This window comes from Rhodococcus sp. C-2 (assembly GCF_027854095.1).
GTDB classification, from domain to species: domain Bacteria; phylum Actinomycetota; class Actinomycetes; order Mycobacteriales; family Mycobacteriaceae; genus Rhodococcus_F; species Rhodococcus_F qingshengii.
The window spans coordinates 205,074-230,773 of record NZ_JAQGFI010000005.1; the positions used below are offsets into that span (position 1 = coordinate 205,074).

Annotated in this window: 27 protein-coding genes and 1 pseudogene; 27 read left to right on the forward strand and 1 reads right to left on the reverse strand. The window is 61.5% G+C overall.

The features are described from left to right. Positions 1-38 precede the first annotated feature (38 nt). The 23 genes and pseudogenes from PCS43_RS12480 (at position 39) to PCS43_RS12585 (ending at position 20,685) form a co-directional block, all read left to right on the forward strand. Positions 39-377 carry a hypothetical protein gene (locus tag PCS43_RS12480; RefSeq protein ID WP_047272170.1) on the forward strand — a complete coding sequence of 113 codons (339 nt, stop codon included), beginning with the start codon at positions 39-41 and terminating at the stop codon, positions 375-377. Next, positions 374-3,391, forward strand: a complete 3,018-nt coding sequence (locus PCS43_RS12485; protein WP_270923043.1) for a Tox-REase-5 domain-containing protein — start codon at positions 374-376, stop codon at positions 3,389-3,391. Before PCS43_RS12480 ends, PCS43_RS12485 begins: the two co-directional genes overlap by 4 nt. A 3-nt stretch (positions 3,392-3,394) precedes the next feature. Then, positions 3,395-4,168 carry a hypothetical protein gene (locus PCS43_RS12490; RefSeq protein WP_230793307.1) on the forward strand — a complete coding sequence of 258 codons (774 nt, stop codon included), beginning with the start codon at positions 3,395-3,397 and terminating at the stop codon, positions 4,166-4,168. Between the two features lie 432 nt (positions 4,169-4,600). Continuing rightward, positions 4,601-4,753: pseudogene (locus tag PCS43_RS33445) on the forward strand (HNH endonuclease signature motif containing protein); the annotation flags it as partial. Then, the gene (locus tag PCS43_RS12495) at positions 4,704-5,255 is read left to right on the forward strand and encodes a hypothetical protein (RefSeq protein WP_128637879.1); all 552 of its coding nucleotides are present in this window, start codon (positions 4,704-4,706) and stop codon (positions 5,253-5,255) included. The pseudogene PCS43_RS33445 and the gene PCS43_RS12495, both read left to right, overlap by 50 nt. 17 nt (positions 5,256-5,272) lie before the next feature. After that, entirely contained in the window at positions 5,273-6,019 is a 747-nt protein-coding gene (locus PCS43_RS12500; RefSeq protein WP_204855069.1) for a hypothetical protein, read from the forward strand. Positions 6,020-6,151: 132 nt separating this feature from the next. Next, positions 6,152-6,970, forward strand: a complete 819-nt coding sequence (locus tag PCS43_RS12505) for a hypothetical protein (RefSeq protein ID WP_136471673.1) — start codon at positions 6,152-6,154, stop codon at positions 6,968-6,970. 60 nt (positions 6,971-7,030) lie between these two features. Then, positions 7,031-7,450 (forward strand): hypothetical protein, encoded by a 420-nt coding sequence (locus PCS43_RS12510; RefSeq protein WP_030535789.1) that lies wholly within the window; start codon positions 7,031-7,033, stop codon positions 7,448-7,450. Positions 7,451-7,493: 43 nt separating this feature from the next. Continuing rightward, positions 7,494-7,670 carry a hypothetical protein gene (locus PCS43_RS12515; RefSeq protein WP_155277918.1) on the forward strand — a complete coding sequence of 59 codons (177 nt, stop codon included), beginning with the start codon at positions 7,494-7,496 and terminating at the stop codon, positions 7,668-7,670. After that, positions 7,667-8,362 (forward strand): Imm52 family immunity protein, encoded by a 696-nt coding sequence (locus tag PCS43_RS12520; RefSeq protein ID WP_228232375.1) that lies wholly within the window; start codon positions 7,667-7,669, stop codon positions 8,360-8,362. Before PCS43_RS12515 ends, PCS43_RS12520 begins: the two co-directional genes overlap by 4 nt. Before the next feature lie 92 nt (positions 8,363-8,454). After that, positions 8,455-9,450, forward strand: a complete 996-nt coding sequence (locus PCS43_RS12525; RefSeq protein ID WP_054827087.1) for a hypothetical protein — start codon at positions 8,455-8,457, stop codon at positions 9,448-9,450. A 575-nt stretch (positions 9,451-10,025) separates the two neighbouring features. Continuing rightward, entirely contained in the window at positions 10,026-11,705 is a 1,680-nt protein-coding gene (gene amt / locus PCS43_RS12530) for an ammonium transporter (RefSeq protein WP_228117877.1), read from the forward strand. Between the two features lie 51 nt (positions 11,706-11,756). After that, complete coding sequence (locus PCS43_RS12535) at positions 11,757-12,059, forward strand: urease subunit gamma (RefSeq protein ID WP_007731718.1); 303 nt, start codon at positions 11,757-11,759, stop codon at positions 12,057-12,059. Between the two features lie 29 nt (positions 12,060-12,088). Then, positions 12,089-12,526, forward strand: coding sequence for an urease subunit beta (locus PCS43_RS12540; protein ID WP_003943812.1), 438 nt, complete (start codon positions 12,089-12,091; stop codon positions 12,524-12,526). 35 nt (positions 12,527-12,561) lie between these two features. Beyond that, positions 12,562-14,280 carry an urease subunit alpha gene (locus PCS43_RS12545; RefSeq protein ID WP_003943847.1) on the forward strand — a complete coding sequence of 573 codons (1,719 nt, stop codon included), beginning with the start codon at positions 12,562-12,564 and terminating at the stop codon, positions 14,278-14,280. 9 nt (positions 14,281-14,289) lie between these two features. Further along, positions 14,290-14,937 (forward strand): urease accessory protein UreE, encoded by a 648-nt coding sequence (ureE, locus tag PCS43_RS12550; protein ID WP_050655600.1) that lies wholly within the window; start codon positions 14,290-14,292, stop codon positions 14,935-14,937. Continuing rightward, entirely contained in the window at positions 14,921-15,634 is a 714-nt protein-coding gene (locus tag PCS43_RS12555; protein WP_047271507.1) for an urease accessory protein UreF, read from the forward strand. The genes ureE and PCS43_RS12555 overlap by 17 nt, the downstream gene beginning before the upstream one ends. 10 nt (positions 15,635-15,644) lie before the next feature. Further along, positions 15,645-16,286, forward strand: a complete 642-nt coding sequence (gene ureG, locus PCS43_RS12560; protein WP_007731713.1) for an urease accessory protein UreG — start codon at positions 15,645-15,647, stop codon at positions 16,284-16,286. Continuing rightward, positions 16,283-17,230 carry an urease accessory protein UreD gene (locus PCS43_RS12565; protein WP_007731712.1) on the forward strand — a complete coding sequence of 316 codons (948 nt, stop codon included), beginning with the start codon at positions 16,283-16,285 and terminating at the stop codon, positions 17,228-17,230. Before ureG ends, PCS43_RS12565 begins: the two co-directional genes overlap by 4 nt. Before the next feature lie 34 nt (positions 17,231-17,264). Beyond that, entirely contained in the window at positions 17,265-18,308 is a 1,044-nt protein-coding gene (yut, locus tag PCS43_RS12570) for an urea transporter (protein WP_030535783.1), read from the forward strand. Between the two features lie 104 nt (positions 18,309-18,412). Continuing rightward, positions 18,413-18,934: a gluconokinase gene (locus PCS43_RS12575; RefSeq protein WP_030535782.1), complete on the forward strand. Its 522-nt coding sequence runs from the start codon at positions 18,413-18,415 to the stop codon at positions 18,932-18,934. Then, the gene (locus PCS43_RS12580) at positions 18,931-19,713 is read left to right on the forward strand and encodes an SDR family oxidoreductase (RefSeq protein WP_007731708.1); all 783 of its coding nucleotides are present in this window, start codon (positions 18,931-18,933) and stop codon (positions 19,711-19,713) included. The genes PCS43_RS12575 and PCS43_RS12580 overlap by 4 nt, the downstream gene beginning before the upstream one ends. A gap of 45 nt (positions 19,714-19,758) precedes the next feature. Next, complete coding sequence (locus PCS43_RS12585) at positions 19,759-20,685, forward strand: D-isomer specific 2-hydroxyacid dehydrogenase family protein (RefSeq protein WP_047271509.1); 927 nt, start codon at positions 19,759-19,761, stop codon at positions 20,683-20,685. Here the strand turns inward: PCS43_RS12585 and nac are convergent. After that, positions 20,679-21,602: a nitrogen assimilation transcriptional regulator NAC gene (gene nac / locus PCS43_RS12590; RefSeq protein ID WP_030535780.1), complete on the reverse strand. Its 924-nt coding sequence runs from the start codon at positions 21,600-21,602 to the stop codon at positions 20,679-20,681. The genes PCS43_RS12585 and nac overlap by 7 nt on opposite strands. Positions 21,603-21,793: 191 nt before the next feature. Here nac and PCS43_RS12595 point away from each other — a divergent pair, with 191 nt between their 5' ends. From PCS43_RS12595 to PCS43_RS12610, 4 genes are read left to right on the forward strand one after another with little or no spacing between them, the layout of a single operon-like run. Then, positions 21,794-22,597: a LamB/YcsF family protein gene (locus PCS43_RS12595; protein ID WP_007731705.1), complete on the forward strand. Its 804-nt coding sequence runs from the start codon at positions 21,794-21,796 to the stop codon at positions 22,595-22,597. Further along, entirely contained in the window at positions 22,594-23,301 is a 708-nt protein-coding gene (locus PCS43_RS12600; RefSeq protein ID WP_172403470.1) for a 5-oxoprolinase subunit B family protein, read from the forward strand. Before PCS43_RS12595 ends, PCS43_RS12600 begins: the two co-directional genes overlap by 4 nt. Then, positions 23,294-24,367 carry a biotin-dependent carboxyltransferase family protein gene (locus PCS43_RS12605; RefSeq protein ID WP_047271511.1) on the forward strand — a complete coding sequence of 358 codons (1,074 nt, stop codon included), beginning with the start codon at positions 23,294-23,296 and terminating at the stop codon, positions 24,365-24,367. The genes PCS43_RS12600 and PCS43_RS12605 overlap by 8 nt, the downstream gene beginning before the upstream one ends. Next, positions 24,364-25,698: an MFS transporter gene (locus tag PCS43_RS12610; RefSeq protein WP_047271513.1), complete on the forward strand. Its 1,335-nt coding sequence runs from the start codon at positions 24,364-24,366 to the stop codon at positions 25,696-25,698. Before PCS43_RS12605 ends, PCS43_RS12610 begins: the two co-directional genes overlap by 4 nt. Positions 25,699-25,700 lie beyond the last annotated feature (2 nt).

The window sequence follows — 25,700 nt, forward strand, 5'->3', positions numbered from 1 at the left end:
GTTGTCCCCGCTCTCCCATCCTGTTTGGAGTTCCAGCCATGACCGTCAACAACGCCGAACGTCGCAGTGTCCAACCGGAACCCGCTGCCGTCGATAGCAAAGACGTTGCAGACGTTGATGACTGGGATCCGGAGAGTGAACTCAGTCCACTCTCCAAGGCTGTGATCGCTACGGCAGTCGGACTGGGGTTGCTGATCGCGGCATTCGCGGTGATCGGGAAGCTTGCCGGCTGGGCGAACGACTACGGGACGGTCCTGGTTTACCTGGCGTTCTTCTTGTGGATGTCGATCTCCGGACGGTTGTTCTGGTGGGGCGCAGACAAACTCATCGCGCTACTCCGAACGAAGAAGAGTGACAATCGTGGTGCGCACCGGTGAAGTCCGGTAGACGACTTCGCCGGACTCTCGCGGGAGTGCTTGCCGCTGGGGCGCTGTTGACCGGAGCGGCCGGAGCGATCGGTGCGGGAATTGCACTCTCCGCCGCTCCGGCGAACGCGACGCCGGAAGAAGACTGCGCGGCGGTGCGGGCACGTGATCATCAGATCTACCTGAATCTCATCGCCTCACTGCCACCTGGCGCACCCATCCCGCCAGAGATCATCAACCCGTGCCTGAGCGCGCCGTCCACGACGGCGACAGCTGCGCCGACGACCACCGTCGGGCTCCCCGGTGCACAGGCTCCAGGCGGTGGCCCGAATGTCGGGGCCAATGGTCCGACGAACTTTCCCACCTACAACGGCACCCCCATCGTCCCTGTGCCGACGATCGAGGTTCCGCCCATTGCTTCCGAGTCCCCGGCCTCGGAAACTGGTGTCGGTGCATTCCCCAATGCATCGGCATCAGCGGTTCCCTCACCCACACCCACCCCGGGTGAGGGAACCACCACCGATCGTGGTCCCGGACCGATCCCCGCGGATTCGGATTCGAATATCGCACCGGCTCAAACGGTTCCGGACCCGGCAGCAGATGTTTCCACCGCCGGGGAGGACTCGGGCCGTGACCGGTATCTCGAACTCGCCCTGATCGGCGCTGCGGCGTTCACCGCTGCGGGTATCGGAGTGCGCGGGCGGCCGGGACCTTTCAGCCCCCGCACGCCCGAATCAGTACTCTCCCAGGCGGTCGGGACTGTCGTGTCGCCGTTGACTGCGTACGCACCTGGCGGGCAGTCCTCGTTGCGGGTGTTCGATCCGATCACCGGCGGAAGCCGGTTCTTCTTCCTGATCCACGACGAAACGTCGTCGCACGAATCCGTGATTCCGGTGACGGTGCCGCCCGGCGGTCACATGAGTGTCAACCCCGATGGCACGGTCACCGTCTTCGACGCCGACGGGAATCCGGTCTCGACAATCGATGCCCCGTGGGCGTACGACGCCAACGGCACTCCTGTTCCGACGCACTACGAGATCCGGGACGGGCAACTCGTCCAGGTCGTCGACACCGCGGGCATAGAGAACCTGCTGTACCCGATCCTCGCCGACCCGGAGCTGACACCGGAAGAACGTGCTGCGCTCGAAGCGCAGGCGAACTTCATCGGCCCGATGACCCCGGAGGGCGAACAAGCACGCAGGGACGCACAAAACGTCCTCGCCGCCACCCCCCCGGAGCCGGCAGATTCAGGCCTCGAGCAGCTCATGCTCGGTGACCCTAACTCCGAGGTCTCCGAACCACCGATCACCGAAACAGGAACCGGAAACCCTGTCGGCGACGCAATACTCGCCAATCAAACCCAGGAGCCGATCACTTCGAACATCGGCGGGCAGGACTACACCACAGAACCTGCGGACCCGGCAGATTCAGACCTCGGCCATCTCATGTCCGGTGACCCTAACTCCGAGGTCTCCGAACCACCGATCACCGAAACAGGAACCGGAAACCCTGTCGGCGACGCAATACTCGCCAATCAAACCCAGGAGCCGATCACTTCGAACATCGGCGGGCAGGACTACACCACCGAACCTGTCGTCACTGACACCTCCTTCACGGACGAAAACGGAACCAGCTGGTCTGGCACAGCCTCGAAAGTGCCGAACGTGTGGAGTTGGACGTACACCGACGCCCAGGGAGAAGAGCACGACCTGCAGGTCACCTACGACGAGCAGGGTCGCCCGCATCGGGTTTTCGACAACTACACCTCCACTCTGTACCTGTACGACTGGAGCACCGGCGAACCCGTTCTGATCGGCGACCCGCATTATCTGGACCCGGGCGTTGCTTTCGATCAGCCTTACACCGGCGAGATCATGAGCTTCGTTCTCCCACCATTGCGTGGGGGGGGGCGTCTGATTGCTGGCGCAGTCCGGGCCGAAGACCTGATCGTCTCGAACCGGACAACACCGACCCGGCCCCCGACCAGCGCACCGTCTGTTCCGGCGCAGAGTGTTCCCCGGCCGGGTGGAGTGCCACCGCGCGGCATACCCGTCATCGACGGCACCGTTCCACCTGCCGAGCATGACCAGCCCTCTGTTCCGTCTGTAAATGAACCTGCACGCCCGGATCCCACGATTCCGGAACCCTCGCAACCCACTTCGCCCGGCGATCCCGATCGTGGCGAGTGGGAATCACCCTCGCCCGGTGAGGTTGCTGATCCGGGGTCGAACCCAGAACCGAAGGCTCCCTCGCCAGGTCACGTCGAGGAACCGAGTGTGCCGACTTTGCCCGATGTCGGTCATGTGCCGGTGAATCCGGATGCTCCCGGCGCTCCGCAGCAACCCGGACCACCGGAATTCGACCCCTTCGCCACCGATCCGAGCACGATCGAGCAGCCAGGTGTTATTCCAGGTCCGACAGACCGGCCGACTGTCGCTACCCCGCCGCTACAGCCCGATTCTGGCGAACCAGGCGTATCGCTTCCGATTACAAACACGCAGACGGATCCTGGCGGAATCGAAACCGGTGAACCCGCAGACGTTCCTGCAGGTCGTATTCCGATACTCGGAGATCCTGAGGGCGGTCACGGTATTTGGGACAACGCCTATCCATCAGAGATCGCGTCGATGTTCGACCAGAACGGCAATTTGACACCCAACGCAGCTTTTCAGCAGTTGGTTACCGGAGTTGACCCAGCGTTCACTTACTACCTTCCGGCGCCTTTCAGACCAACCGGGCGCATCAGTATCGACAACTGGATCCGAGAACTCAATATTCTTCAAGAGGTCAAAGGTAATTACGACATGCTGTTCAGACCGCATGTACCAGACTTCATGCGCGACAATATTGTCGATGGCATGCTTGAGCAAGCTGAGCGACAGGTCCGAGCCATAGCTCTTGCGGGCAGCGATGCACACCTCCAATGGGTGTTTCTGCAAGAACAAGCTGCGCAGATAATGGAGGATGCGTTCGACGAGGTAATCGGGCTGGAGAACATCAACATCATCGTATTTGGAGGGGAGTGAAGAGTGCCTACATCATCACTGCGCCGCAATCCTACGGCGGGCTTGACATTGAAGGTCATTCCACGAAAGGGTGCGCCTGAAAGCGAGGCCGTCACGGCCGCGCTCGTTGCACGTTCGCTACGATTGCTTCGCGACATCGATCCTGTCTTCGACGTCGACTTGTACCAAACAGTAGGCGATGCCCTCCCCGACGGTGCCGGAGTCGAGCAAGCCTTGGCGTCGAATATCCGTCAGATCCTTGTGCCTCCGACGGAAAAATCGATCGAAGCCGCATTGATCGAGCGCAGACGATCCCCTGATGCCACCGGCGGTATGTATCCCCTCTCATTGGGACGACATATGACCCTGTATTCACCCGCTGGAGACGTCAAAGTCGTTGTTAGTTTCGGGGGCACCTCAGGGTCCGGCGCATTCGCATGTGCCTTTGCCGACGAATCACTGATTTCGCTGGCATCGAAGCTCGTACAGGGACTAGCCGACATCTGGGACTCGCGTGTCACCGTGCTCTACCGCCGAACCGAATCATCGCCTCAGCGCAACGTACCGGGTGACGCAATCGTGGGCAGTTGCACCTACTTCGGTCCTGAGTTGCCGATCAAGGAAACGCAGCTCCCGCCCAGCGTGGAGGCATTTCCCTACCATGACGGCACAATCGTCATCCAGAAGAATCTGTCCACGCCGTTAACCGTCGAGGACATCCGAAGCATCCGCGCAGCAGCAGGACTGCCGACCGAACGACCGGAGATTCCTCTACCCAAAGGTTTCAGACGGCTGTGAGCCCTACGTTGGGCGCACTCGGGGCTGCCTGCAGGTAGGGATGGCGCGGACCGACCAGCCTGCCCGCAATTACCGCGCCGCGATCCCGATCCGGCTACGCACCAGCTGATCGACGCTCCGGGTGGAGTGCCACCGCGCGGCATACCCGCCATCGACGGTACCGTTCCACCTGCCGAGCATGATCAACCCTCTGTTCCGTCCGTGAATGAACCTGCACGCCCGGATCCCGCGATTCCGGAACCCTCGCAGATAGTGCTTGATACTGAGGGATGATGTCCGGACTGCCAGGTAGGCCGGGGCTAATTGTGCGGATGATTCGTGGGTCGGTAGTGAGGCGGTCAGCGGAGACCATACCGTTTTCGAAGGCGGGCGGCCGGCTGCGGCCTTTGTCTATGGCGTCGAACCCTTCGGCGATCCAGTCGATGTGGGAGATTCCGGCGCGGTCGAAGGCGCTGGGAGGTGCATCACATACTTCCCCGAAAGTACGGAGGTACGAATGAATTCTGGAATCTAGTTCCCCTGCCCACTTCTATACATGCACTCTTCACTCGATGGTGGGAATTTTATGCCGATATCTATAACTGATGCGCTGGAGTCCTATCCCGACATCCAGCGGGTCCTAGTCCCGACGCATCCAGGCCGATCATTCGACGTCTACAACACATACGACCCGCCGGCAGAGGCTGAAGAGGTGTCTCAGTATTGGAACCTAGATACCCTGCCGAGAGATCTCTTCGATTTATGGAGAAGCGCGAGAGAATGCAGACTTCACCACGATAGGGGCTTAGGAAAGGACGGAATAACACTCCTTTCTCCGCCCAAAGCTCGAGAAGTTACGGAACGCGAGCTGGAATTCTGGGATGACGAGGATGGGCGCTTCTTGAAGAGTGACATAATAATCGGCACAATGGTGGTCGAGCCAGATTTCATTGTATTCGACACAAGAAAAAACGACTTCAATGTTCTGTTAGCTTCAACTCTCGACGGACGTGAGGACTGGCCTATCGTGGGGCGGAACATTTCCGACTTCTTGCTGCGTTATCGTGATTTACCTGGAGAAAGCCACTGGCAGCGCTCGATCGTTTGATACACCGGAGAGCGAAGTTGGCTTCCATCCTCGAGGGAATCGATGGCTTGGCCATGTCGACCCCGAGGAAGGGGCGCGGTTCCGCATGGGAGCGGGTGTTGAAGGCTGCGGCGAGCAACCTTGGCCCAGAATGGGTTGTGGCACGCTCTGGCACCCAGGCGGAGTTGATCCATCTACCAGTGCGATGGTGGTTCAATTCCATTGGGTTGGATCCCAAACCGAATCGGGAAGAGCTGACCTTCAGTCATGTCCCCCTGATGAGAGAATTCACGCCGGGCACTATCACCTTTCGGCAGAGTTCATATCAACCTGGTCCCACAGATTCTGCACCACCGAATATTCAGATGGACATCTTCGATACCCGCGGTGCTGCGGAGATCGTGCGCTGGTGGGCGCTTGGTCCGTCCACCAAGTTCTTTGCTGCACCGCCGCTTCCTGACTTGGTCGCTGCAGCCGAGCAGGCTTATGCCGACCGCGAGGAAAAGCCACGCCGGGATTGGATGATTTCGGCTGGACTGCGGGTGATAGCTGACACCGGTTCGCCAATCGAGGTCATCGACAGCGTCCTCTGGGAGTTGGCTCGCCGTGATGTCGGTGGCCACGTCCAAAGTTTCTGGCGACAATTTCGCGCGGTTGCGGAAAACAGAGACCGACTAGCGACATTGCAGTGGCTGGACGAAGAACGACGTCGTTCTGTAAAGGATGCATACGGGCTTCGGGATTCTGCGTTTGCCGATGTGATCTCCCATACAGAGGACTCGTAGCCGAGGGAAGTAGGCGTGAGGGAGTGGAATCGGATGGATCGCGCGCCGCGTCGGAGAACCGCTGGCGGTGCGCACAGTCGCTCCTTTTCGTCTACCAAATAATACGAATGGTCCTTTATGGCAAGCATGCACATGAGCGATGACAAGCCTAAGTCGCCGAAATCGGTCACTGAGGTCCTGGAGTCCCTGGGAATGGACCGGGATCAGTTGCGGGAGATGGCGATAGATGCGATCGCAGACCTGACTCCGAAAAAGGGGAGAGGCGCTGCGTGGGAGAAGGTGTTGGGAGCGGCGGTTAAGAAGCTCGGGCCGAACTGGACGATCATCGGGAGCGGGTTGCGAGCCAAGCTGCTGCACACTCCGGTGCGATGGTTTTTCGACACCGTCGGGATCGATCCGATTCCCAACCGTGAGAAACTGACGATTACTCACCTACCACTCATCGAACCCCTCGATCCCGGAACACTCACTGAGTGGCAGGACCACTACGACAGCAGGCATAGCGGACACGACTACCATGGCCGCCAGATTGATATCTTTGATACCGTCTCCGCTGCCGAGCTAGTGATCTGGTGGGCTGAGGGGCCAGCATCCGAGCTGTTCGACGCACGATCGGTGGAGGCACTCACCCCACTCCGTGAGAAGCAGTACCTTGAGCGCAATCAGTCGGGTCCAGCACGCTGGACAATCTTGGCGGGGCTGCGTGTGATCACTGACACCGGTTCACCGCTCGAGGTTATCGACAACGCGATTGAATACTTCCGCGGCCGGGCTGCCGACCCGGCAGGTCCACTTGTCATGTTCTGGGAACAGTTTCGTGAGGTCGCTGCTGCCGGTGATCGAGAGAGGACACTGCGGTGGCTCGACGAGCATCGACGTGCCACGGTACGTGAGCACTGCGCGCTACCGGCGGTGTTCGCCGACGTTCTCGAAGACCTGGGCAACGGCTAGCCATGTGAGTACAAGAATCTCGAATTTACTTCGACCACAACACTTCAAGAGGAGAAATCAATGGACCACTGGGTCGTCGTCCCGGAACAGCCAGGGTTTGTCGGGGATCGCACAGTTGTCGATACCGCAACCTCGCCGCCGACCGTGGAGAGGGCGCACTTCGTGTTGACCCGGCAACCTACCGACGGACTGATCGGTGCCGGCCCGCTGGTGTTGGTGGACCGTGAGACCGCGGAAGCGTTCGAGGACAACGTCTTCGGTGAAGTGTCCCTTCATCCGGCGGACCTCGATACGGACCCGGCGTCGGGGTTGTTGCGGGTTCCCGACTTCGTGTGGTGTCAGGTGCATGGGCAAGCGGGGATGCTCGATATCGGCCTCACCGAGGACGGCCGCCTGGTGATGTCGGGGCAAGCGTTGTTGGTGTTCCACTCTTTCGGTGGCGGCATCGACAACGCCACCATCTCCGAATGGCTCGGCTGAACCAACTTGCCCTACATATGCTTTGCCGTGGTGAAACTATGTCATGGCATGCCTTGAGCGCAGCGCGCTCCCCCAAGCCGCCGTGATCGAGGAACTACCCACTGACACGTTGATCCGGTTGGGAGACAAGCCTATGCACGTCCATGCCGCCGACATCGTGGCAGTGCGCGCAGTGTCGGGCTATGGAGATCAGGTCGGATTGGAAAGGACGGGGCGATGAGCATAGTCGGGCGATGGCCGACCGTGATCGGATATTGGGGCACGCGGGTGCAGTCGAGTCAGGAAGTGGCGCAGACGATGCGGGCCTTCCTCGACGATCTGGAAGAGATCGACCCGGAGTTGGCGTTGCCGTGGGTGTACACCAAAAAACTGGACAAAGGCCCCGCGGATCTCAGTGTGGACGGGTTGGTGAAAATCTTCGAGCATTCCCGCTCGAAGGAGATGGGGTATTCGGACACCCCCGGACCGGGGTACAGCATCGGTTTGTCGCCCGAGGACGGGACCGCGCGGCGGATTATCGCCGGGGTCGGCGGCTTAGAAACCAGCGCCCCCAACAGTGTCCGGGTGTCGTTGCCGACGGAGACGCAGCTCACCGACAGCACCCGGCAGCTGCTCGGCCCTGACATCGGAGACGCGATCATGAAAGTTATCGTCAAGCATTGGAAACCGGATCGAGCTCGGTGGAGCATCGGCGACTACATAGATCTTCAGAAGCGGTCGAAAGCTGAGGTCGAGGTGGGATGGGAAACATACTTCCATTCAGGAGTTACGTTCGATCGCAGCGCGCTGCCCCAATCTGCGGTGGTAGAGGAACTGCCCACTGGCACGTTGATTCGGTTGGGGGACAAGCCTATGCAGGTCGCTGCCGCCGACATCGTGGCGGTGCGGGCGGCGTTGGGTTATCCGGTGTAGGCCACGCAACGGGTCCGGAGTTCACCATTGCATCAGACGTCGAGAAATGTGTTAACCGGATGGCCTGCTTCGCCTTTCGATAGTATTGCCAGATGGCACCCCGAGCCGACTTGCTCGCGTGGCTCCTCGATTCGGATCCGGCGATTCGGTGGCAGGTGGAGCGCGACCTGCTGAACGAAGCGCCCACTGTGTGGGCGGCGACGCGCGCGTCGATCGCTACCAAAGGATTTGGTGCACGCCTGCTTTCATTGCAGGATCGAGACGGCCAATGGGCGGGTGGGGCGTTCTTCCCGGCAGAATTCGACTTCGTGGGACCCGAAGCAGCAGAAGAAGGTTCGCAACCCTGGACAGCAACTACTTGGACGCTCAACTCCTTGCGTGAGTGGGGCCTCGACGCCAGTGTTCTGCGGGAGCGTCGTACTGCAGAACTGCTCGCGGAGAACTGTCGCTGGGAGTACGAGGGCCGGCCGTACTGGGACGGTGAGGTCGATTGCTGCATCAACGCCTGGACGGTGGCAAACGGTGTTTGGCTCGGCATGCCCGTTGATGAACTGGCTGATTGGTTTGTGCGGCATCAACTTCCGGATGGTGGGTGGAACTGTGAGTGGATCGAAGGTTCGACCCGATCGTCGTTCCATTCGACGCTCAATTCACTCAAAGGGCTTCTCGCGTACGAGATCGCGACCGGGGGAACAGATGAGACGCGCGCGGCTCGGCGATCCGGTGAGGAATTCTTACTGCGGCGCGGTCTGTTCCGGCGACTCTCGACCGGCGAACCGCTGGGGCCCTGGGTCGGACGGTTCGCGTATCCATTCCGGTGGCGTTACAACGTGCTCAATGCGGCCGACTACTTCCGTGAAGCGTCGTTGTCGTATGGAAATGAGCCTGATCCGCGAATGGCGGACGCGATCGAGATGATCCGGGCCGCTCGAGCCTCGGATGGGACGTGGCTCCAGGCCGGTCGCCAACCGGGGCGGGTGTGGTTCGAGGTCGACACAAAGGCGGGGGAGCCGTCGAAGTGGCTGACTTTGTCCGGCATCCGAGTGCTCGCCTGGTGGGATCAATCCTCCCCTCTAGGTTCTGCATAACAAAATAGTTACAGCGAAAATTATTTCACCTTTAAAGGTTATCGAAAGGTGATCTTCGACTTTCCGGTCGAAATATCCAGTACGGATGAAGAACATATTAACGACAGGATTGCCCTCAGTGCGGTGAAGGTTAATCATCTGAACAGGTGAGAAGATGTTCGGTGAAATTACCTACCCGATTGGATAGGCGGGTCACCGACGTTGGTAATCAAATAAGGCGCTCGCAGCTGTCTTGGTTAGGGAGCTAAGTCCCGAGCTGGAAACGGCATTTCTGCTCCGAAAGTGGCGCTTACCTGCGGCTACGTTCCCCATTTTGCAAGATTTAAACCACTTTCGGCGAGAATTAGTCCCGCAATTGTAGGTTGTGGAGCGTCCGCAATGTTTAGGCAAAGTCCCATCTTTTCCCAGAACAATGCTCTACTAAACGTGAAAACCGGATGTTCCCCCGATTTTGCTGAGAAGGTGCAACTATGGGGCGTAGCGTAACTGTCGCAGCGAACCGGAACATCGCGAATTGCTGCTCTAACCAATGACTTTGTTCAGGTCCGAATAATGCTCGGAGGTCGTCGATGTCGATGGAAATGGTGTTAGCCGAAGCAGTGATAGACAGTGGGGACACGGCGTGGGTGCTGATCTCCGCGGGTCTGGTTCTCTTCATGGTTCCCGGACTCGCCTTCTTCTACGCCGGTCTGGTGCGTGGTAGCAGTGCGCTCGTCATGTTGCAGCAGAACCTCGTCCCACTCGGACTCGTCTCGATTACCTGGGTCGTGTTCGGATACAGCTTCGCGTTCAGTGGAGACTGGGGTTCCGGCTTCCTCGGTGACCTCAAATTGTTCGGCTTGCAGGACATACACACTGCCGCCGCCCCGGGCTTCCACCTGATCGAAGGTGCAGTCGCGGTACCGACTCTGGCGTTCGTGGTCTATCAGATGATGTTCGCGATCATCACGCCTGCGCTGATCACCGGTGCGACCGCAAACCGGCTCAAGCCCTTGGGCTGGGCCGTTCTGCTCGTGCTGTGGTCGATCATCGTCTACCCCCCGATTGCGCACTGGCTCTTCAATCCCGAAGGCTGGTTGGCGCTCCGCGGAGCTCAGGACTGGGCCGGCGGAATTGTCGTCCACGCATCCGCCGGCGCCGCCGCCCTGGCAATCTTGCTGGTGGTAGGTAAACGTCCGGGATGGCCCAACGCCGAGGCAGTCCCGCACTCGGTGCCTCTGGCGTTGATCGGCGCAGGCATCCTGTGGTTCGGCTGGTTCGGATTCAACGCGGGCGACGGATTGGCTGCCGATGGTGTTGCGGCACAGGCCTTGATGAACACTCACATCGCCGCAGCGGGCGGTATGGTCGTCTGGCTCGTCATCGAAAGGTACACCGAGGGCAAGGCCACGGCGATCGGCGGAATCACCGGCGCGGTAGCCGGTCTCGCGACCGTCACCCCTTGCGCCGGCTTCGTCAGCACCTTCTCCGCGTTGGCGATCGGCGCGCTTGCCGGACTGGTCTGCCACTTCGCGCTCGCGCTCAAGTCGATCTTCAAGTTCGACGACGCGCTCGACGTCATCGCGGTCCACTTCATCGGCGGCATCCTCGGTTCACTCCTTCTCGGTTTGTTCGGCGAAAAAGCCATCAATTCGATCGGCCGCGACGGACTCTTCTTCGGCGGCGGGGCAGGACTACTCGGCGAGCAGGCGCTGGCGTTGATCGTCGTCATCGCTTTCTCGTTCGTGGTGACCTGGCTGATCGCCACGGGCATCGAGAAGACCATCGGTCTCAAGCTGGCCCCAAAAGACCAGGTGGACATCGACCGTCGTCAGCAAGGCATGGACGCATACCGCTACAACGCCGCATTCGTCGACGCAGGTGGTGCGCCGCAGACCAGCGGGTTCGACTCGGGGGTCCTGGTCGAGGGGGCAAAACTTGTTCCGAACCTCGGCGCCCCGAAGCACGAACTCATCACCGCGGTATTGCAGACCATCGAGTCTGAGAAGCTACGGGAGGCGCTGCTGGCCGCCGGAGCGGAGTCGATAGTCGTATCGGAAGCGCATGTCTCCGCGAGTGACTCGGCCTCGCTCAAGTTCCGCGGACAACGCAACGACGTCGTGTTCACCGAGCGGTTGCGTGTCGAGGTGCTGGTCGCCTCGGAACATGCACAGGCGGTTCTGGACGCGATCAACGAGTACTCGGGCGGCAGGAGGAGCGGTTTCGTCCAGCAAGCGGCCGAACCTCTCACCGAAGCGACGGAACAGGGGAGCTGACATGTATTCGACGACAGGGAGTTACCGCATGATCGACAAGGAGCGTTCAGAATGCATCTGACACCGCGAGAACTCGACAAGCTGACAATCCTCATGTTGGCGGATGTCGCACTGAGGCGAAAGGCAAAGGGGCTCAAACTCAATCACCCGGAGTCCGTCGCAGTCATCACTGCAGCCGCCCTGGAGGGAGCTCGGGAGGGCAAGACTCTCGAGGAGGTCATGGCCGACGCATCGCACGCCTTGACGGTCGACGACGTGATGGACGGTGTCGCGGAGATGATTCCACGTGTGCAGGTCGAGGCGGTGTTCCTCGACGGTAGCCGGCTCGTCACCGTGCACTCTCCGATCCAGTAGCCCGACCGAGATGTCAGGAGCACTCCAAGATGGCAAGCAAATCGACGAAGAAGGATTCCGGCGGCGAGAAGAAAGTGCCGGTCGGCGGATACGTGTTGCGGGACGAGCCGATCGAACTCAACGAGGGCCGTCCACGTTTGAAGTTGCGAGTCCGAAACACCGGTGACCGTCCCATCCAGGTGGGTTCGCACTACCACTTCATGGAAGTCAATCGCGCGTTGTCCTTCGATCGTGAACAGTCCTTCGGCTGGCGCCTCGACATTCCCGCGGGCACGGCGGTCAGGTTCGAGCCGGGCGACGAGAAGGAAGTGACGTTGGTGCCGTTCGGCGGCAAGCAACGAGTGCAAGGCTTCAACGGACTTGTCGACGGTTGGGCGCCGACCCACGCCGCCTACCGGCCTCGGCTTCCCGGAGCCGTCCAGCGTGCCGAAGAACTCGGCTTTCTGTCCGAACCTCAAACCGACTGATTCTCGTTCACGGCGGACGAAGGAGAGCAACACCCATGACAAGCATTTCGAGACAAGAGTATTCGGGTCTGTTCGGGGTCACCACGGGTGACCAGATCAGACTGGGCAATACCGACCTGTACATCGAGGTCGAGGAAGATCTTCGAACGATCGGCGACGAGTCGATCTACGGCGGCGGCAAGACGCTGCGCGACGGCATGGGCCAGGATCCGGAGTCATGCAGCATCGACGGTGCCCTCGACCTCGTGATCACCAACGTGGTCATCGTCGATGCAACCATCGGCGTCGTCAAGGCAGACGTGGGAATCAAGGACGGCAAGATCGTTGGCTGGGGCAAGGCGGGAAACTCCAGCACGATGGAAGGTGTCACCCCGGGGCTGACCACCGGTCCGGCGACCGACGCGATTTCCGGTGAGCAGATGATCCTCACTGCCGCCGGCATCGATCCACACGTTCACCTCGTGTCACCACAGCAGGCGTACCACGCACTCAGTGGGGGAGTGACGACGCTGATCGGTGGTGGTATCGGCCCGACCGACGGAACCAACGGCACCACCATCACTTCCGGTATCTGGAACATGGAGATGATGCTCAAGGCCAACGAGGGTTTGCCGGTCAACGTCTGCATGTTGGGCAAGGGGAACTCGTCCGGGCATCAGTCGCTGGTCGAACAGATCAAGGCCGGTGCGGCCGGTCTGAAGGTCCACGAGGACTGGGGCGCGACACCGGCCACAATTCGTGAGTCTCTGCGGGTGGCAGACGAAATGGACGTTCAGGTCGCCATTCACACGGATACCCTCAACGAGGCCGGATACGTCGAGGACACCATCGCGGCCTTCGAAGGCCGTACAATTCACACCTATCACAGCGAGGGTGCGGGCGGCGGTCACGCACCCGACATCCTGCGAGTGACGGGCGAGGACAACGTACTTCCGGCGTCGACCAATCCGACGTTGCCGTACGGCATCAACACTCAGGCCGAGCTCTTCGACATGATCATGGTCTGTCACAACCTCAATCCCAAAGTGCCCTCGGATGTTTCGTTTGCCGAGTCCCGCGTTCGCGCCGAGACGATCGGTGCCGAGAACGTACTGCAGGACATGGGCGTCATCTCGATGTTCTCGAGTGACTCACAGGCGATGGGCCGGGTTGGAGAAAACTGGCTACGCGCGATCCAAACAGCGGACTGCATGAAGCGGTCCCGCGGAAAGCTGCCCGAGGATTCACCGACGCACGACAACTTCCGCGTGTTGCGCTACGTCGCGAAGGTCACGATCAATCCCGCGTTGACGTTTGGTCTTTCGCATGTGGTCGGGTCGATCGGTGTCGGGAAGATGGCGGATCTTGTTCTCTGGGAGCCCGCATTTTTCGGTGCGAAGCCGAAGACGATCATCAAGAACGGTCTGATCAGTTGGCATGCCATGGGAGATCCGAATGCTTCACTCCCGACACCACAACCGGTGATCTACCGGCCGATGTTCGGTGGATTCGGCAAGGCGTTGCCGCAGAGTTCGGTCTCGTTCGTCTCGCGAGCGGCACTCGACGACGGCATCAAGGACCGGCTCGGTCTCGAACGTCAGGTTGTTGCTGTCGAGGGGACCAGAACAGTCACCAAGCGTGATCTGGTTCGCAACTCGGCCACTCCGGAAATCAAGGTGGACCCGGAGACCTTCGCGGTGACTGCGGACGGCGTCCACGCATACGTCGAACCTGCCGAATCCATTCGCTTGAACCAACTTTACTTCTTCAGTTAGGGGTCTCCAGTGTCGGGAACAATCACACACACGCACGGCGCCGATGCGACGCCACACACGCACGGCGAGATGACCGCGCCGAGCGGAAAGCCGACGCGAGTCGACGCGCTGCTCGGGAAGGAGACCGACGAGGAGTGGGCCGGTCGACTCGACAATGCGGTAGTCGACGTCTTGTCGCTCGATCAGTGGGAAGCGCAGAAGAGTCGGTTACGACGCACCACGATCGGTGGCCGTGAATTGGCCGTCTCGCTCGATCGGGGTATTCAGTTGCAGGACGGCGACATTCTGCTGTGGGACGAGCAGGCGAACACCGTCGTCGTGGCGAGGATCAACCTCAAGGACGTGTTGGAGATCGACCTGAGCGCACTGGTCGAGGTGACGCCCGAGAAGATGATTCAGACGTGCTTGGAGTTGGGACATGCCGTGGGTAACCAGCACTGGCCTGCGGTGGTGAAGGGAATGAAGGTCTACGTTCCGTTGACGGTCGACAAGGCGGTCATGGGCTCGGTGATGCGGACACATGCTTTCGAGGGCATCGAGTACACCTTCATCCCGGGCGCCGAGGTCATTCCCTACATCGCTCCACACGAGGCACGCCGTTTGTTCGGTGCGGCCGCGCGTGAGGGCGAGGGGCATACCCATGACCCTCTCGTCTGAGGGATCCGGGCTCAGCATCAACCGCGCGATGCGGATGATGCAGTTTTCCGATTCCATGTTCCCGGTCGGTTCCTTCTCGTTCTCCAACGGTTTGGAATCGGCCGTGGCGCAGGGAATTGTCACGGGTGGTCCGTCGCTGCGGGAGTTTGTGCTCTCGGCCGCCCATCAGGGCGCGACGTGCGACGGTATCGCCGTACTCGCGGCGCACCGGGGTGCGGCAGCCGGTGATTTCTCGGCGATCCTCGCCGCTGATCATGCAGTGATCGAACGCAAACTCAACGAAGAAGCACGCACGATGAGTACCCGCATGGGTAAGAAGTTGGCCGAACTCGGCGGGCGCTTGGCCGGTGAGACCCTGTTCAACAAGTGGTTGGCCGCGATCGCATCGGGGGAGACGCCGGGTACCTACCCCGTCGGCCTCGGAATTGCTTTCGCGGAGATGGGTTCTCCGGAAGAGGACGCTTTCACGGTCAATCAGTACGGTGTCGCGATGACGTTGCTCGGCGCTGCCCTTCGTATCGTCCGAGTCGATCACCTCACGACGCAAGAGATTCTGTTCGAGGTCAATCAGAGCGCCGGCCGTGAGTACGCCGCAGTGCGTGACTACGGACTCGACGACATGTCCAATTTCGCCCCGATGATCGACATTCTGGCTGCGGTTCACGTCAAGGCGCACGTCCGAATGTTCATGAACTAGAAGGAGAACGATGAAGAAGACAACGCGCATCGGAATCGGCGGACCCGTGGGTTCGGGTAAGACCGCACTCATCGAGGCGATCACGCCGGAGTTCATCAAGCGGGGCACCAGCGTTCTGATCATCACCAATGACGTGGTCACCACCGAAGATGCCAAGCATGTGCGCAAGGCTCTCAAAGGTGTTCTCGTGGAGGAACGTATCGTCGGCGTGGAGACGGGAGCCTGCCCACACACCGCCGTCCGCGAAGACCCGAGTATGAATCTCGCGGCGGTCGAGGACATGGAGAAAACGTTCCCGGACACCGACGTGGTGTTCATCGAAAGTGGTGGCGACAACCTCACACTGACGTTCAGTCCAGCTCTGGTCGACTTCTTCATCTACGTCATCGACGTAGCCGCAGGCGACAAGATTCCGCGCAAGAACGGTCCGGGAATCTCGCAGTCCGACATCCTGGTCATCAACAAGACCGATCTCGCACCGTACGTCAACGCCGATCTCGGAGTCATGGATCGCGACTCCAAGGGGATGCGCGGCGACAAGCCGTTCGTCTTCACCAATTGCATGACCGGGGAAGGCATCAAGGAAGTGGTGGACCTCATCGTGCACGGAGTCCTCTTCGACGAAGAGGAAGTGGGAGCGAGCGCACCGTGAGCGCAACGTCCGTCCCGGGAGCATCGCGGTCGCTCCCGGGGCCGATCCCGACCATCCCGGAACTCGACCAGTACCAGGACCAGCCGAAGCAGGCCCCGGCCGGCAAGGTCGGGAAGACCGGCGTTCTCGAGATGCGATTTGTCGACCGTGGCGACAAGACGATTCTGCGGGACATGTACCGCAAGACACCGCTGCTCGTTCAGCAGGCGCTGTACTGGGACGAAGCGTTGCCGACCATGCCGTGCGTCTACATGATCTCGACGTCCGGCAGTGTGTTGCAAGGCGATCGACTGTTCCTGACCATCGAGATGGAACCGGGTTCCCTCGCGCACGTGACCACTCAGTCGGCCACCAAGGTTCACCGGATGGATGCCAATCACGCGTCGCAACTCCAGAAAGTGGTGCTCGCGGAGAATTCGTATCTCGAACTGATGCCCGGGGTGACGATCCCACACCGCAACGCGAGGTACTACGCGCGCACCGACATCACGGTGGATCCGACTGCAACGCTGTTGTTCTCGGAGATCGTGATGTCGGGTCGCAAGTACCACGACGGCGGAGAGATGTTCGTCTACGACCTGTACTCCACAATGATCAAGGCGGAGCGTCCGGACGGGAAGAACCTCTTCACCGAGAAATTGGTGATCGAACCGGCACGCTTCCCCGTGCGATACGGCGGAATCATGGGCGACCACGACGTGTTCGGCAATGTCATCCTGCTGACACCGAAGGAGCACGCCGACGCGATTCTCGAAGAGGTAGTTCCGGGCCGTGACGGCAAGGTCGTTTCCGGAGCGAGTCGGCTACCGAACGACGCCGGTCTCATCTTCAAAGTCCTCGGTCCGGAGAGCGAACCCGTCAAGGCGAAGGTTCGTGATTTCTGGGCTCTGGTGCGAAAGGCAGTTCTGGACACCACCATTCCGCCCGTCCCGCTGTGGGGATGACGCGGATCGTCGGAGAAGGATCGAGGGACGTGCGATGACCACCATCACCAAACCCTGGGACGACGTCGCGGACAAGAACGTCGTGCTCAGATTCATCGACACCAATCTCAAAGGCTCCGGGCAGGTGATGTTCCAGGGCAATGCGCTGACGGGCCTGCTGTTTCTGGTCGGTATCTTCTGGGGAGCGATAGCCGCGGACACGATCACCGTAGCAATTGGTGCCGTGGTGGGTCTGGTGGTATCCACCGTCACCGGGATGATGCTGCACTCCGACGACGATTCGATGCGTATCGGCCTGTACGGATACAACGGAGTTCTTGTGGGAGCTGCCTTTCCGACGTTCCTTGCCGGCGGTGTGATGCTGTGGATCTACCTCGTGGTGGGAGCTGCCGCGTCGACGATCGCGTTCCTGGCCGTTGCCAATGTCTTCAAGACGTGGGGCGTACCGGCGCTGACCTTTCCGTTCAACCTCGTCAACTGGTTCTTCCTCCTCGCGGCGTTCCAGTTCCTGCGGATCGAAACGTCAGACCTCAGCGCGGGCCAGTTTCCCCAGCACATCGGGGACGCGTCAGTTCATGCCGAAATTACTTTCAGCTTCCTGTGGGACACGCTGTTCCGCAACGTCTCCCAGATCTTTCTGATCAACAACACCGTCACCGGCATTATCTTCGTGATCGCGCTGCTGGTCGCGTCGCGTTGGGCGGCGTTGTTCGCGCTCATCGGTTCCGCGATAGCGATGGGTTCGGTACTGGCGCTGGGCGCAAACACCGTCGACATCGGCAATGGTCTCTACGGGCTCAGTTCGGTGCTGACGGCAATTGCTCTCGGATCGGTGTTCTACAACCCGTCGTGGCGTGTGTTCGTCTACACCGTCTTCGGAGTACTGGTGACTGTTGTCATCCACGGCACGCTGGTGTCTGCCTTTGCTCCGATCAGCCTGCCGGCCGGAACGGGCCCGTTCGTCTTCGCGACGTGGCTGTTCCTGCTGCCGAAGAAGAAGTTCGTTCCCATCCAGCACGACACCATCGAGGGTGGAGCGGCCGAGGGCAAGGATTCGATCGCGAAGGCGAACGGATAGGGCTCGAACGGGCAGAAGTTCCTAGATCGTTCCGCTATGGCACCCTCGCGAACCGGTATCACTCGAGTATTGTCTGGCCTTCGGTAGTCGGGCATGGTCGAAGCATGACCGTGCAGGTAGTTGTGATGGGTGTGGCCGGTGCTGGAAAAAGCACCGTGGCAGTGGGTCTCGCCACGTCTCTCGGGGCAGACTTCGTCGACGGTGACGATCTGCACCCCGAGTCCAATGTCGCCAAAATGCGTTCGGGGACACCGTTGACCGACGAAGACCGTGTGCCGTGGCTCGACGCGATCGCGGCCTGGCTTTCCGAGCGTGCCGATGCGGGACGAACAGGCGTCGTTGCCTGTTCGGCTCTGCGAAAGGACTATCGGGGCCGGTTGCGCCCGGACGGTCTCGACGTGCAGTTCGTCCACCTGGCCGGTGATTTCGAGACTATCTCCGCACGTATGCGTTTCCGCGCCGGGCACTTCATGCCGGAGAGTCTGCTCATCTCCCAGTTCGAGGCTCTCGAACCGCTTACAGACGACGAGCGCGGCATCACGCTGAATGTCGTCTCCGAACCGAGCACACTGGTGGGCGAGGCAGTCGACTACATCCATACATCTCAGAGGAGCGTCACAGCGTGAGTAGCACCGCAAGCCCCGGCCCGTTCGACATTTCCGGGAAGGTCGCGCTGGTGACGGGTTCGAGCCGAGGCATCGGCTCGGCCCTCGCGACTGGTCTCGCCGAGGCGGGTGCGGTGGTGGTGCTCAACAGCCGAAATTCCGACGTGCTCGAAGCCGAGCGTCGACGCATCGCCGACGCGACCGGCGCAACGGTGCACGCATACGCGTTCGACGTCACCGATTCGGCCGCCGTCCGGGATGCGGCGACACGCATCGAGGCGGAGGTCGGCCCGGTCGAGATCGTTGTCAACAACACCGGCGTGCAGCACCGCGCCCCGCTTCTCGAGTTCGGCGACGACGACTTCCGGCGTGTCATGGACACCAACCTGACCAGTGCGTTCTACGTCGGACGTGAATTCGCCCGCGGCATGGTCGAGCGCGGACACGGGAAGATCGTCAACATCTGCTCGGTGCAGAGCGAACTCGGCCGAGCGGGAATCGCACCGTACGCAGCCAGCAAGGGCGGGCTCAAGATGCTCACCCGCGGGATGTGCGCCGACTGGGCACCCTTCGGTTTGCAGATCAACGCGATCGCACCGGGATACTTCGACACCGAACTGACCTCTGCGCTGGTCAACGATCCGGAGTTCACCGCGTGGCTCGCCAAGCGGACACCCGCCGGACGTTGGGGCCGTACGGAGGAGCTGATCGGGTCGCTACTGTTCTTGGCCTCCCCGGCTTCGGATTTCGTCAACGGTCAGATCCTCTACGTCGACGGCGGAATGACGGCCGTCGTCTGATTGTCCGCTGTTAGATCGTCCGCTACTCGAACAGAAAGCACCCACATGACAGACGCCAGCGCCCCTCGCATCCACCTCGGTCCCGTCGAGGATCCTCACGTCGCCGACGGAATACGCCGAGCCGGTGGAGTTCTCGTTCCACTGGCAGACGCCGAGGGCGTCGTGTGGGTACACGGGCCGGAGACGTTCCCGTCGTCGCTACCCGATTCGGTTCGCTGGGTGCAGTTGCCGTTCGCCGGCATCGAGCCCTGGTTCGACGCCAAGGTGATCGACGACAAGCGGGTCTGGACGTCTGCTGCCGGAGCGTACGCGGGCAATGTTGCCGAACATACGATGATGCTTCTCCTCGCCGGAGTTCGTTCTCTCCCCGAACAATTGGCGGCGCAGTCGTGGCGCAAGGAAGAGTTCGACCCGCGGGTGGGCACTTTGCAGGGCTCGACAGTGGCGATCATCGGTTGCGGCGGAATCGGCCGTGCGTTGATCCCGTACCTCGCCGCGTCCAAAGTCAAGGTCATCGCGATCACCCGCTCCGGGACCCCTGTCGAGGGTGCTTCCGAAACGCTCTCGGCCGACCGCACCGGCGAAATCTGGTCCAAGGCAGATCACTTCGTGATCGCAGCACCGTCGACATCCGCGACGCGGCATCTGGTCGGCAAGGCCGAACTGGACCAGATGTCGGAGTCGAGCTGGATCGTGAACATCGCGCGTGGCTCCCTCGTCGACACGGACGCATTGGTCGACGCACTGGAAGCCGGTTCGATCGGCGGGGCGGCACTGGACGTCACCGATCCCGAGCCGTTGCCGGACGGGCATCGGTTGTGGAAGCTGCCCAACGCGATCATCACTCCACACGTCGCCAACCCGGCTACGACGCTCACCCGCGTCCTGGCAGATCACGTTGCAGCCAACGTCGCCCGATTCGCCGCAGGTGAGGACCTCGCCGCCGTGATCGATCCGTCGGCGGGCTACTGACCGCTCGCGTTGGTTCCCTTCACGTAATCGGCAACGACGGTGCGCAGAACATCGCGCACCGCCTCGGCCGGTTTGGAGAGGGGCTGATTGGCCGGGGTGCCAAGGGAGACATGCACTTCGATGCCCGGCTCGATGCGTCGTAGCTCGAGCGCTTCGACGTCCATGACCCTGCGGGCCACCGACCACGGCAGAACCGTCGCGCCCAATCCGGTGCGTACGGCCTCGGACAGCGTCATCACCGATTCCACTTCGGCCACGACGTTCGGTTGCTGCTCTGCACGGTCGAAAGCCTGCTCCACCACCTTGCGGATGGTGTGCATCCGACCCGGAAGCAATAGTGGCAGTTCGGCGATCTCGGGCAGGGAGATGTCGGATCCCGATTCGCCTGCCAGTCCGGTACCGAACGGCGCAACCACCACCAGCTCCTCGGTGAGCAAGCGTTCGAACGTCACCCCCTTGATCGGGCCGGCGTCGTACAACAACGCCAGATCCATGCGACCGGTCATCATCGCTTCGCTGAGCACGCCACCGAAGTTCTCGTTGATGTGCAACAAGATATTCGGGTGCTGCTCGCGCACACGGGCCAAGAGCGGCAAGGCGATTGCCGTCGCGGTGCTGTACGGGGCGAGGCCGACCGAGACGCCACCCGCCAGCGCCCGTCCGACCACGGACACCTCGGCCTGGGCACTCTCCACCTGACGCAGAATCACCTGAGCATGCCGATAGAGTGCGTGCCCCGCATCGGTCGGCTCGACACCCTGTTTGCTGCGGATCAGAAGTTGCTGACCGAACTGCGTTTCCAGCGACGTCATCTGTTGGCTCAGGGCGGGTTGTGCGATGTGCAGGATGTCGGCGGCTCGGGTGATGCTGCCGGCATCGACAATTCGTACGAACGAGTAGAGCCTTCTCGTGTCCATGCTGTGCAAACTACCAGCTCAACGGACATATCGAATTCCGATCACCCCAACGCGAAACGGTATTAACAACCCTTTGGCGTTCCTGAGTAGCGTCCCAGAAACACCGAAGTCGACACACAGAACTTCGACAGTCGGACCAACCACGGGCAACGGCGCCCGTACGAACAAGTAAACGAACCGGAAGGACCGAAATGGCAACCAGCATCGATCTTGTCGCCGATCTCGGCGAAGGTTTCGGCACGTGGACCATGGGCGCCGACGATGCTCTGCTCGACACGCTGACTTCGGCCAACATCGCTTGCGGATTCCATGCAGGCGATCCACGAACCATGGATGCGACCGTGCGGGGGTGCGTATCGCGCGGTATCGGCATCGGCGCGCATCCGAGTTTTCCGGACCTCGCCGGATTCGGACGTCGCGCGATGGATCTCAGTGAGAACGAGGTCCGAACCGACGTGCTGTTCCAACTCGGCGCCCTTCACGCCTTTGCGGTCGCGAGCGGAACGTCGTTGTCGCACATCGCTCCCCACGGCAAGCTCGGGAATCTTGTTGCCGTACGCCAGGATTACGCGCGCGCCGTCGTCGATGCGGTCGCGGCCTTCGATCCGTCGTTGATCGTGCTCGCCCAGGACGGGGCGTTGGCCGACGAGGCGACTGCCCGCGGATTGAGCGTCGGCATCGTCGGAATCGCGGATCGCGCATACAACTCCGACGGAACTCTCGTGCCCCGCAGCGAGCCGGGAGCGGTGATTCACGACGTCGACGTTCTGGTCGAGCGGACCGTTCGGATGGTGGTCGAGGAAGTCGTCGAAGCTGTGGACGGCACGTTGATCCCGGTTGTCGCCGATACGGTCCTCGTGCACGGTGACAACCCCGGTGCCGTCGCGAACGCGAAGGCGATTCGCGCCGCGCTCGAGGCCGCCGGTGTCACCATTGCGCCGCTGACCCGGGTCGTGGCGTCACGGCGGGCCCGTGATGTCGGGTGTTCCGCGTGAAGACCTACGTCGCCGACTGCGGTGACGCCGCCGTTCGCGTCAGTGTCAGCGGCGGGACCGCCGAGCAGAACTGGAACACCGTTCGATCGATCGCTGCACGTTTCGATCTCGGTGCCGACGGCATCGTCAGCGTCATCCCGACATACGACGCCCTGCTGGTCGAGTTCGACAACCTCCTCACCGACCACGACGCCGTCCGCGGCCTGGTTCGCGAAGCAACGACTATCCCCCGACCGCTGGAAGGTGAACCTAGGACGTTCGAGATCCCCGTCGTCTACGGGGGCGAACACGGCCCGGACCTGGGTGATACAGCGCGGTTTCTCGGCGTCACCGAAGCCGAAGTGGTGCGCCTTCACTCCGCAGCCCCGTTGGTCATGCGTTGCTACGGCTCACCCGGCGGCGCCCCGATGCTCGACGGCCCGGCGTTCGGCCTTCCCATCCCGCGCCGATCGAGCCCGCGACCGCACGTCGCGGCCGGTTCCGTTGCGGTGGCCGGACGTCAGGCAGTCGTTTCGGCCAGGCCTGCGCCCGGCGGTTGGGCAGTGATCGGCCGGACCCCGCTCATCTTGGTCGATCCGGCGTCGGAGCAGATTTCTGCCTACCGCCCGGGCGATCTGTTCGTCTTCCGTGCGATCGACGCCGATCGCTGGGACGACTTCGACGGACGCTCGCTCCTGCCCGTAGGGGGTGATCCCCATGGCTGAGACCGTCACCGTCCTGACTCCCGGAATCAGCTCCGTCCAGGATTTGGGGCGTGGATCGGCGTCACAGTTCGGTCAGGCGACGGGCGGCGCAGCCGACCAGATCAGCGCGGAGATCGCCAACGCGTTGGTGGGTAGTAGGCGCGAGGCCCCGCTACTGGAGTTGACGGCCCTCGACTTTTCAGCGTCGGCGTCCACGGATCTGCTGATCGCCGTCACGGGTGCACCCGCAACGGTGACGGTGGACGGACATCGGCAACCGCAGTGGGAACCGATCGTCTGGCGAGCGGGTCAGCGGCTTGCCGTCACCGGAATCCACGACGGATTGCGCGTCTACGTCGCCGTCCACGGAGAGCTGACGGCCGACTACCTCCTGGGCAGCTGCGCTCCCGACCAGGTCCTCGGATTCGGCCGTCACTTGACCGCGGGGGAGATGCTGGTCGTCGACACCGACTGCCCGCCGATCGACCACCCGGTCTTCCGGCTACCGCTGTTCCGGTTGTTGCCCGACCGACCGTCCTTCGGCAACGTGTGGACGCTCGACGTGACCGACGGCCCCGACATCGACGACTTCGGGGAGAGTGCAGCCGCGCTGTTCGGCACCGAATTCGTGGTGGGCGATCAGAGCAATCACATCGGGCTTCGGCTGGCATCTACCGATGAGCAGCCGCTCCCACAGCGCACCGGCACCGGCGAGGTCCTCTCGCGCGGCGTCCCCATCGGTGCCGTCGAAGTACCCGCTGGCAACGAACTTCTGGTCCTGCATCGAGGTAGAGGCGTCACCGCCGGTTATCCGGTGCTGGCAGTCGTCACCACCGTTTCACTCTCACAGCTGGGACAGGCCCGACCCGGGCACCGCGTCCGATTCCGGAACTGCAGCGTCGCAACGGCGGTTGCAGAGCACCGCGAACAGCAGCACCGCATCGCCTTGCTGAGGCGGCGTGTGGAGAACGTATTCACCACCCTCCGGATACCTCTTCACACCTCGGAAGCCCGAGTACCGAGCCACGTCGGCACCACACGCCCCGCGAGCGCTCCGCGCCGCGCGTCTATTTTGGAGACAGCATGACCAACACCATCGAAGCGGTAGACGGCCAGGTAGCCGACCCGCGCAAGGTCCGGAAAGTCGTCGCAGCGGGCTGCGTCGGCATCTTCGTCGAGCTCTACGACAACGGTGTCTTCGCGTTCATGGCGACGGCACTGGCCATCGTGTTCTTCGACGTATCGAAGTCGAGCGACGCGCTGATGCTGGTGTTCGCCGGCTACGCGGTCTCGTTCTTCGTTCGGCCCCTCGGCGCGGTGGTCTGCGGCATCCTCGGCGACCGGATCGGTCGACAGAAGATGTTGGTGTTCGTCATCATGCTGATCAGCGTGGCGACCGCCGGTATCGGCTTGCTGCCCACCTACGCGGCCATCGGTATCGCGGCACCGGCACTGCTGATCTTTCTGCGGATCGTGCAGGGATTCTCCGTCGGTGGTGAAGCTGCCGGCGCCATGACGTTCCTCGCCGAACACGCCCCGGAAGGCAAGCGCGGCTTGATCACGAGCTACGCGCAGATCGCGTCGTTCCTCGCACTGCTGACCGGAACGATGATCGCGTTTGCCATGTCGCCGTGGCTCAACGCCGACGCGATCAACGGCGGCGGACTCGCATCGTGGGCGTGGCGCATCCCGTTCCTCATGGCCATTCCGATGGGAATCATCGGCTGGTACATCCGCCGCGCGATCTCCGATACCCCGAACTTCGAGCGGCTCAAGGAATCCGGCGGTTTGTCGCGCAATCCGCTCAAGGAAGCATTCTCCACTCCCGAACACCGTCGCGCCATGATCCTCGCCCTGTTCATCCCCTTGATGAATGGTTCCGGCTACTACGTTCTGTTCTCGTACATGCCCACGTTCCTCAAAGGCGATCAGATCGGATTCTCGACCGGGACAGCGCTTCTCGTCACCGCATCCAGCCTGGTCGCGATCTGCTTCGCGATTCCGTTCATGGGTGCTCTCTCCGACCGGATCGGTCGCAAGAAGGTCATCGCCGGTGCAGCTGCGGCAATGGCGATCGGAGCGATCCCCTGCTATGCCATGATCGTGACCGGCAACGTCGGCCTCGCCGTTCTCGGTGCCTGCCTCATGGCAGTGATCTTCGCCGGGCACACAGCCGTCATCCACATCCTGATCGTCGAACTGTTCCCCACGCGGGTTCGCTACTCCGCCTACGGTTTGGGTTACAACATCTCGTCCGCACTCTTCGGTGGTACCGCACCGTTGTTGATGACCTGGTTGATCCCCGAATTCGGTATCTACGTTCCCGCCTTCTACGCGGTCATCACTGCAATCGGCACGCTGATCGCGGTCAGCACCATCACCGATCGCGCCCACGTTCCGCTACGCGACACTCTGTGACT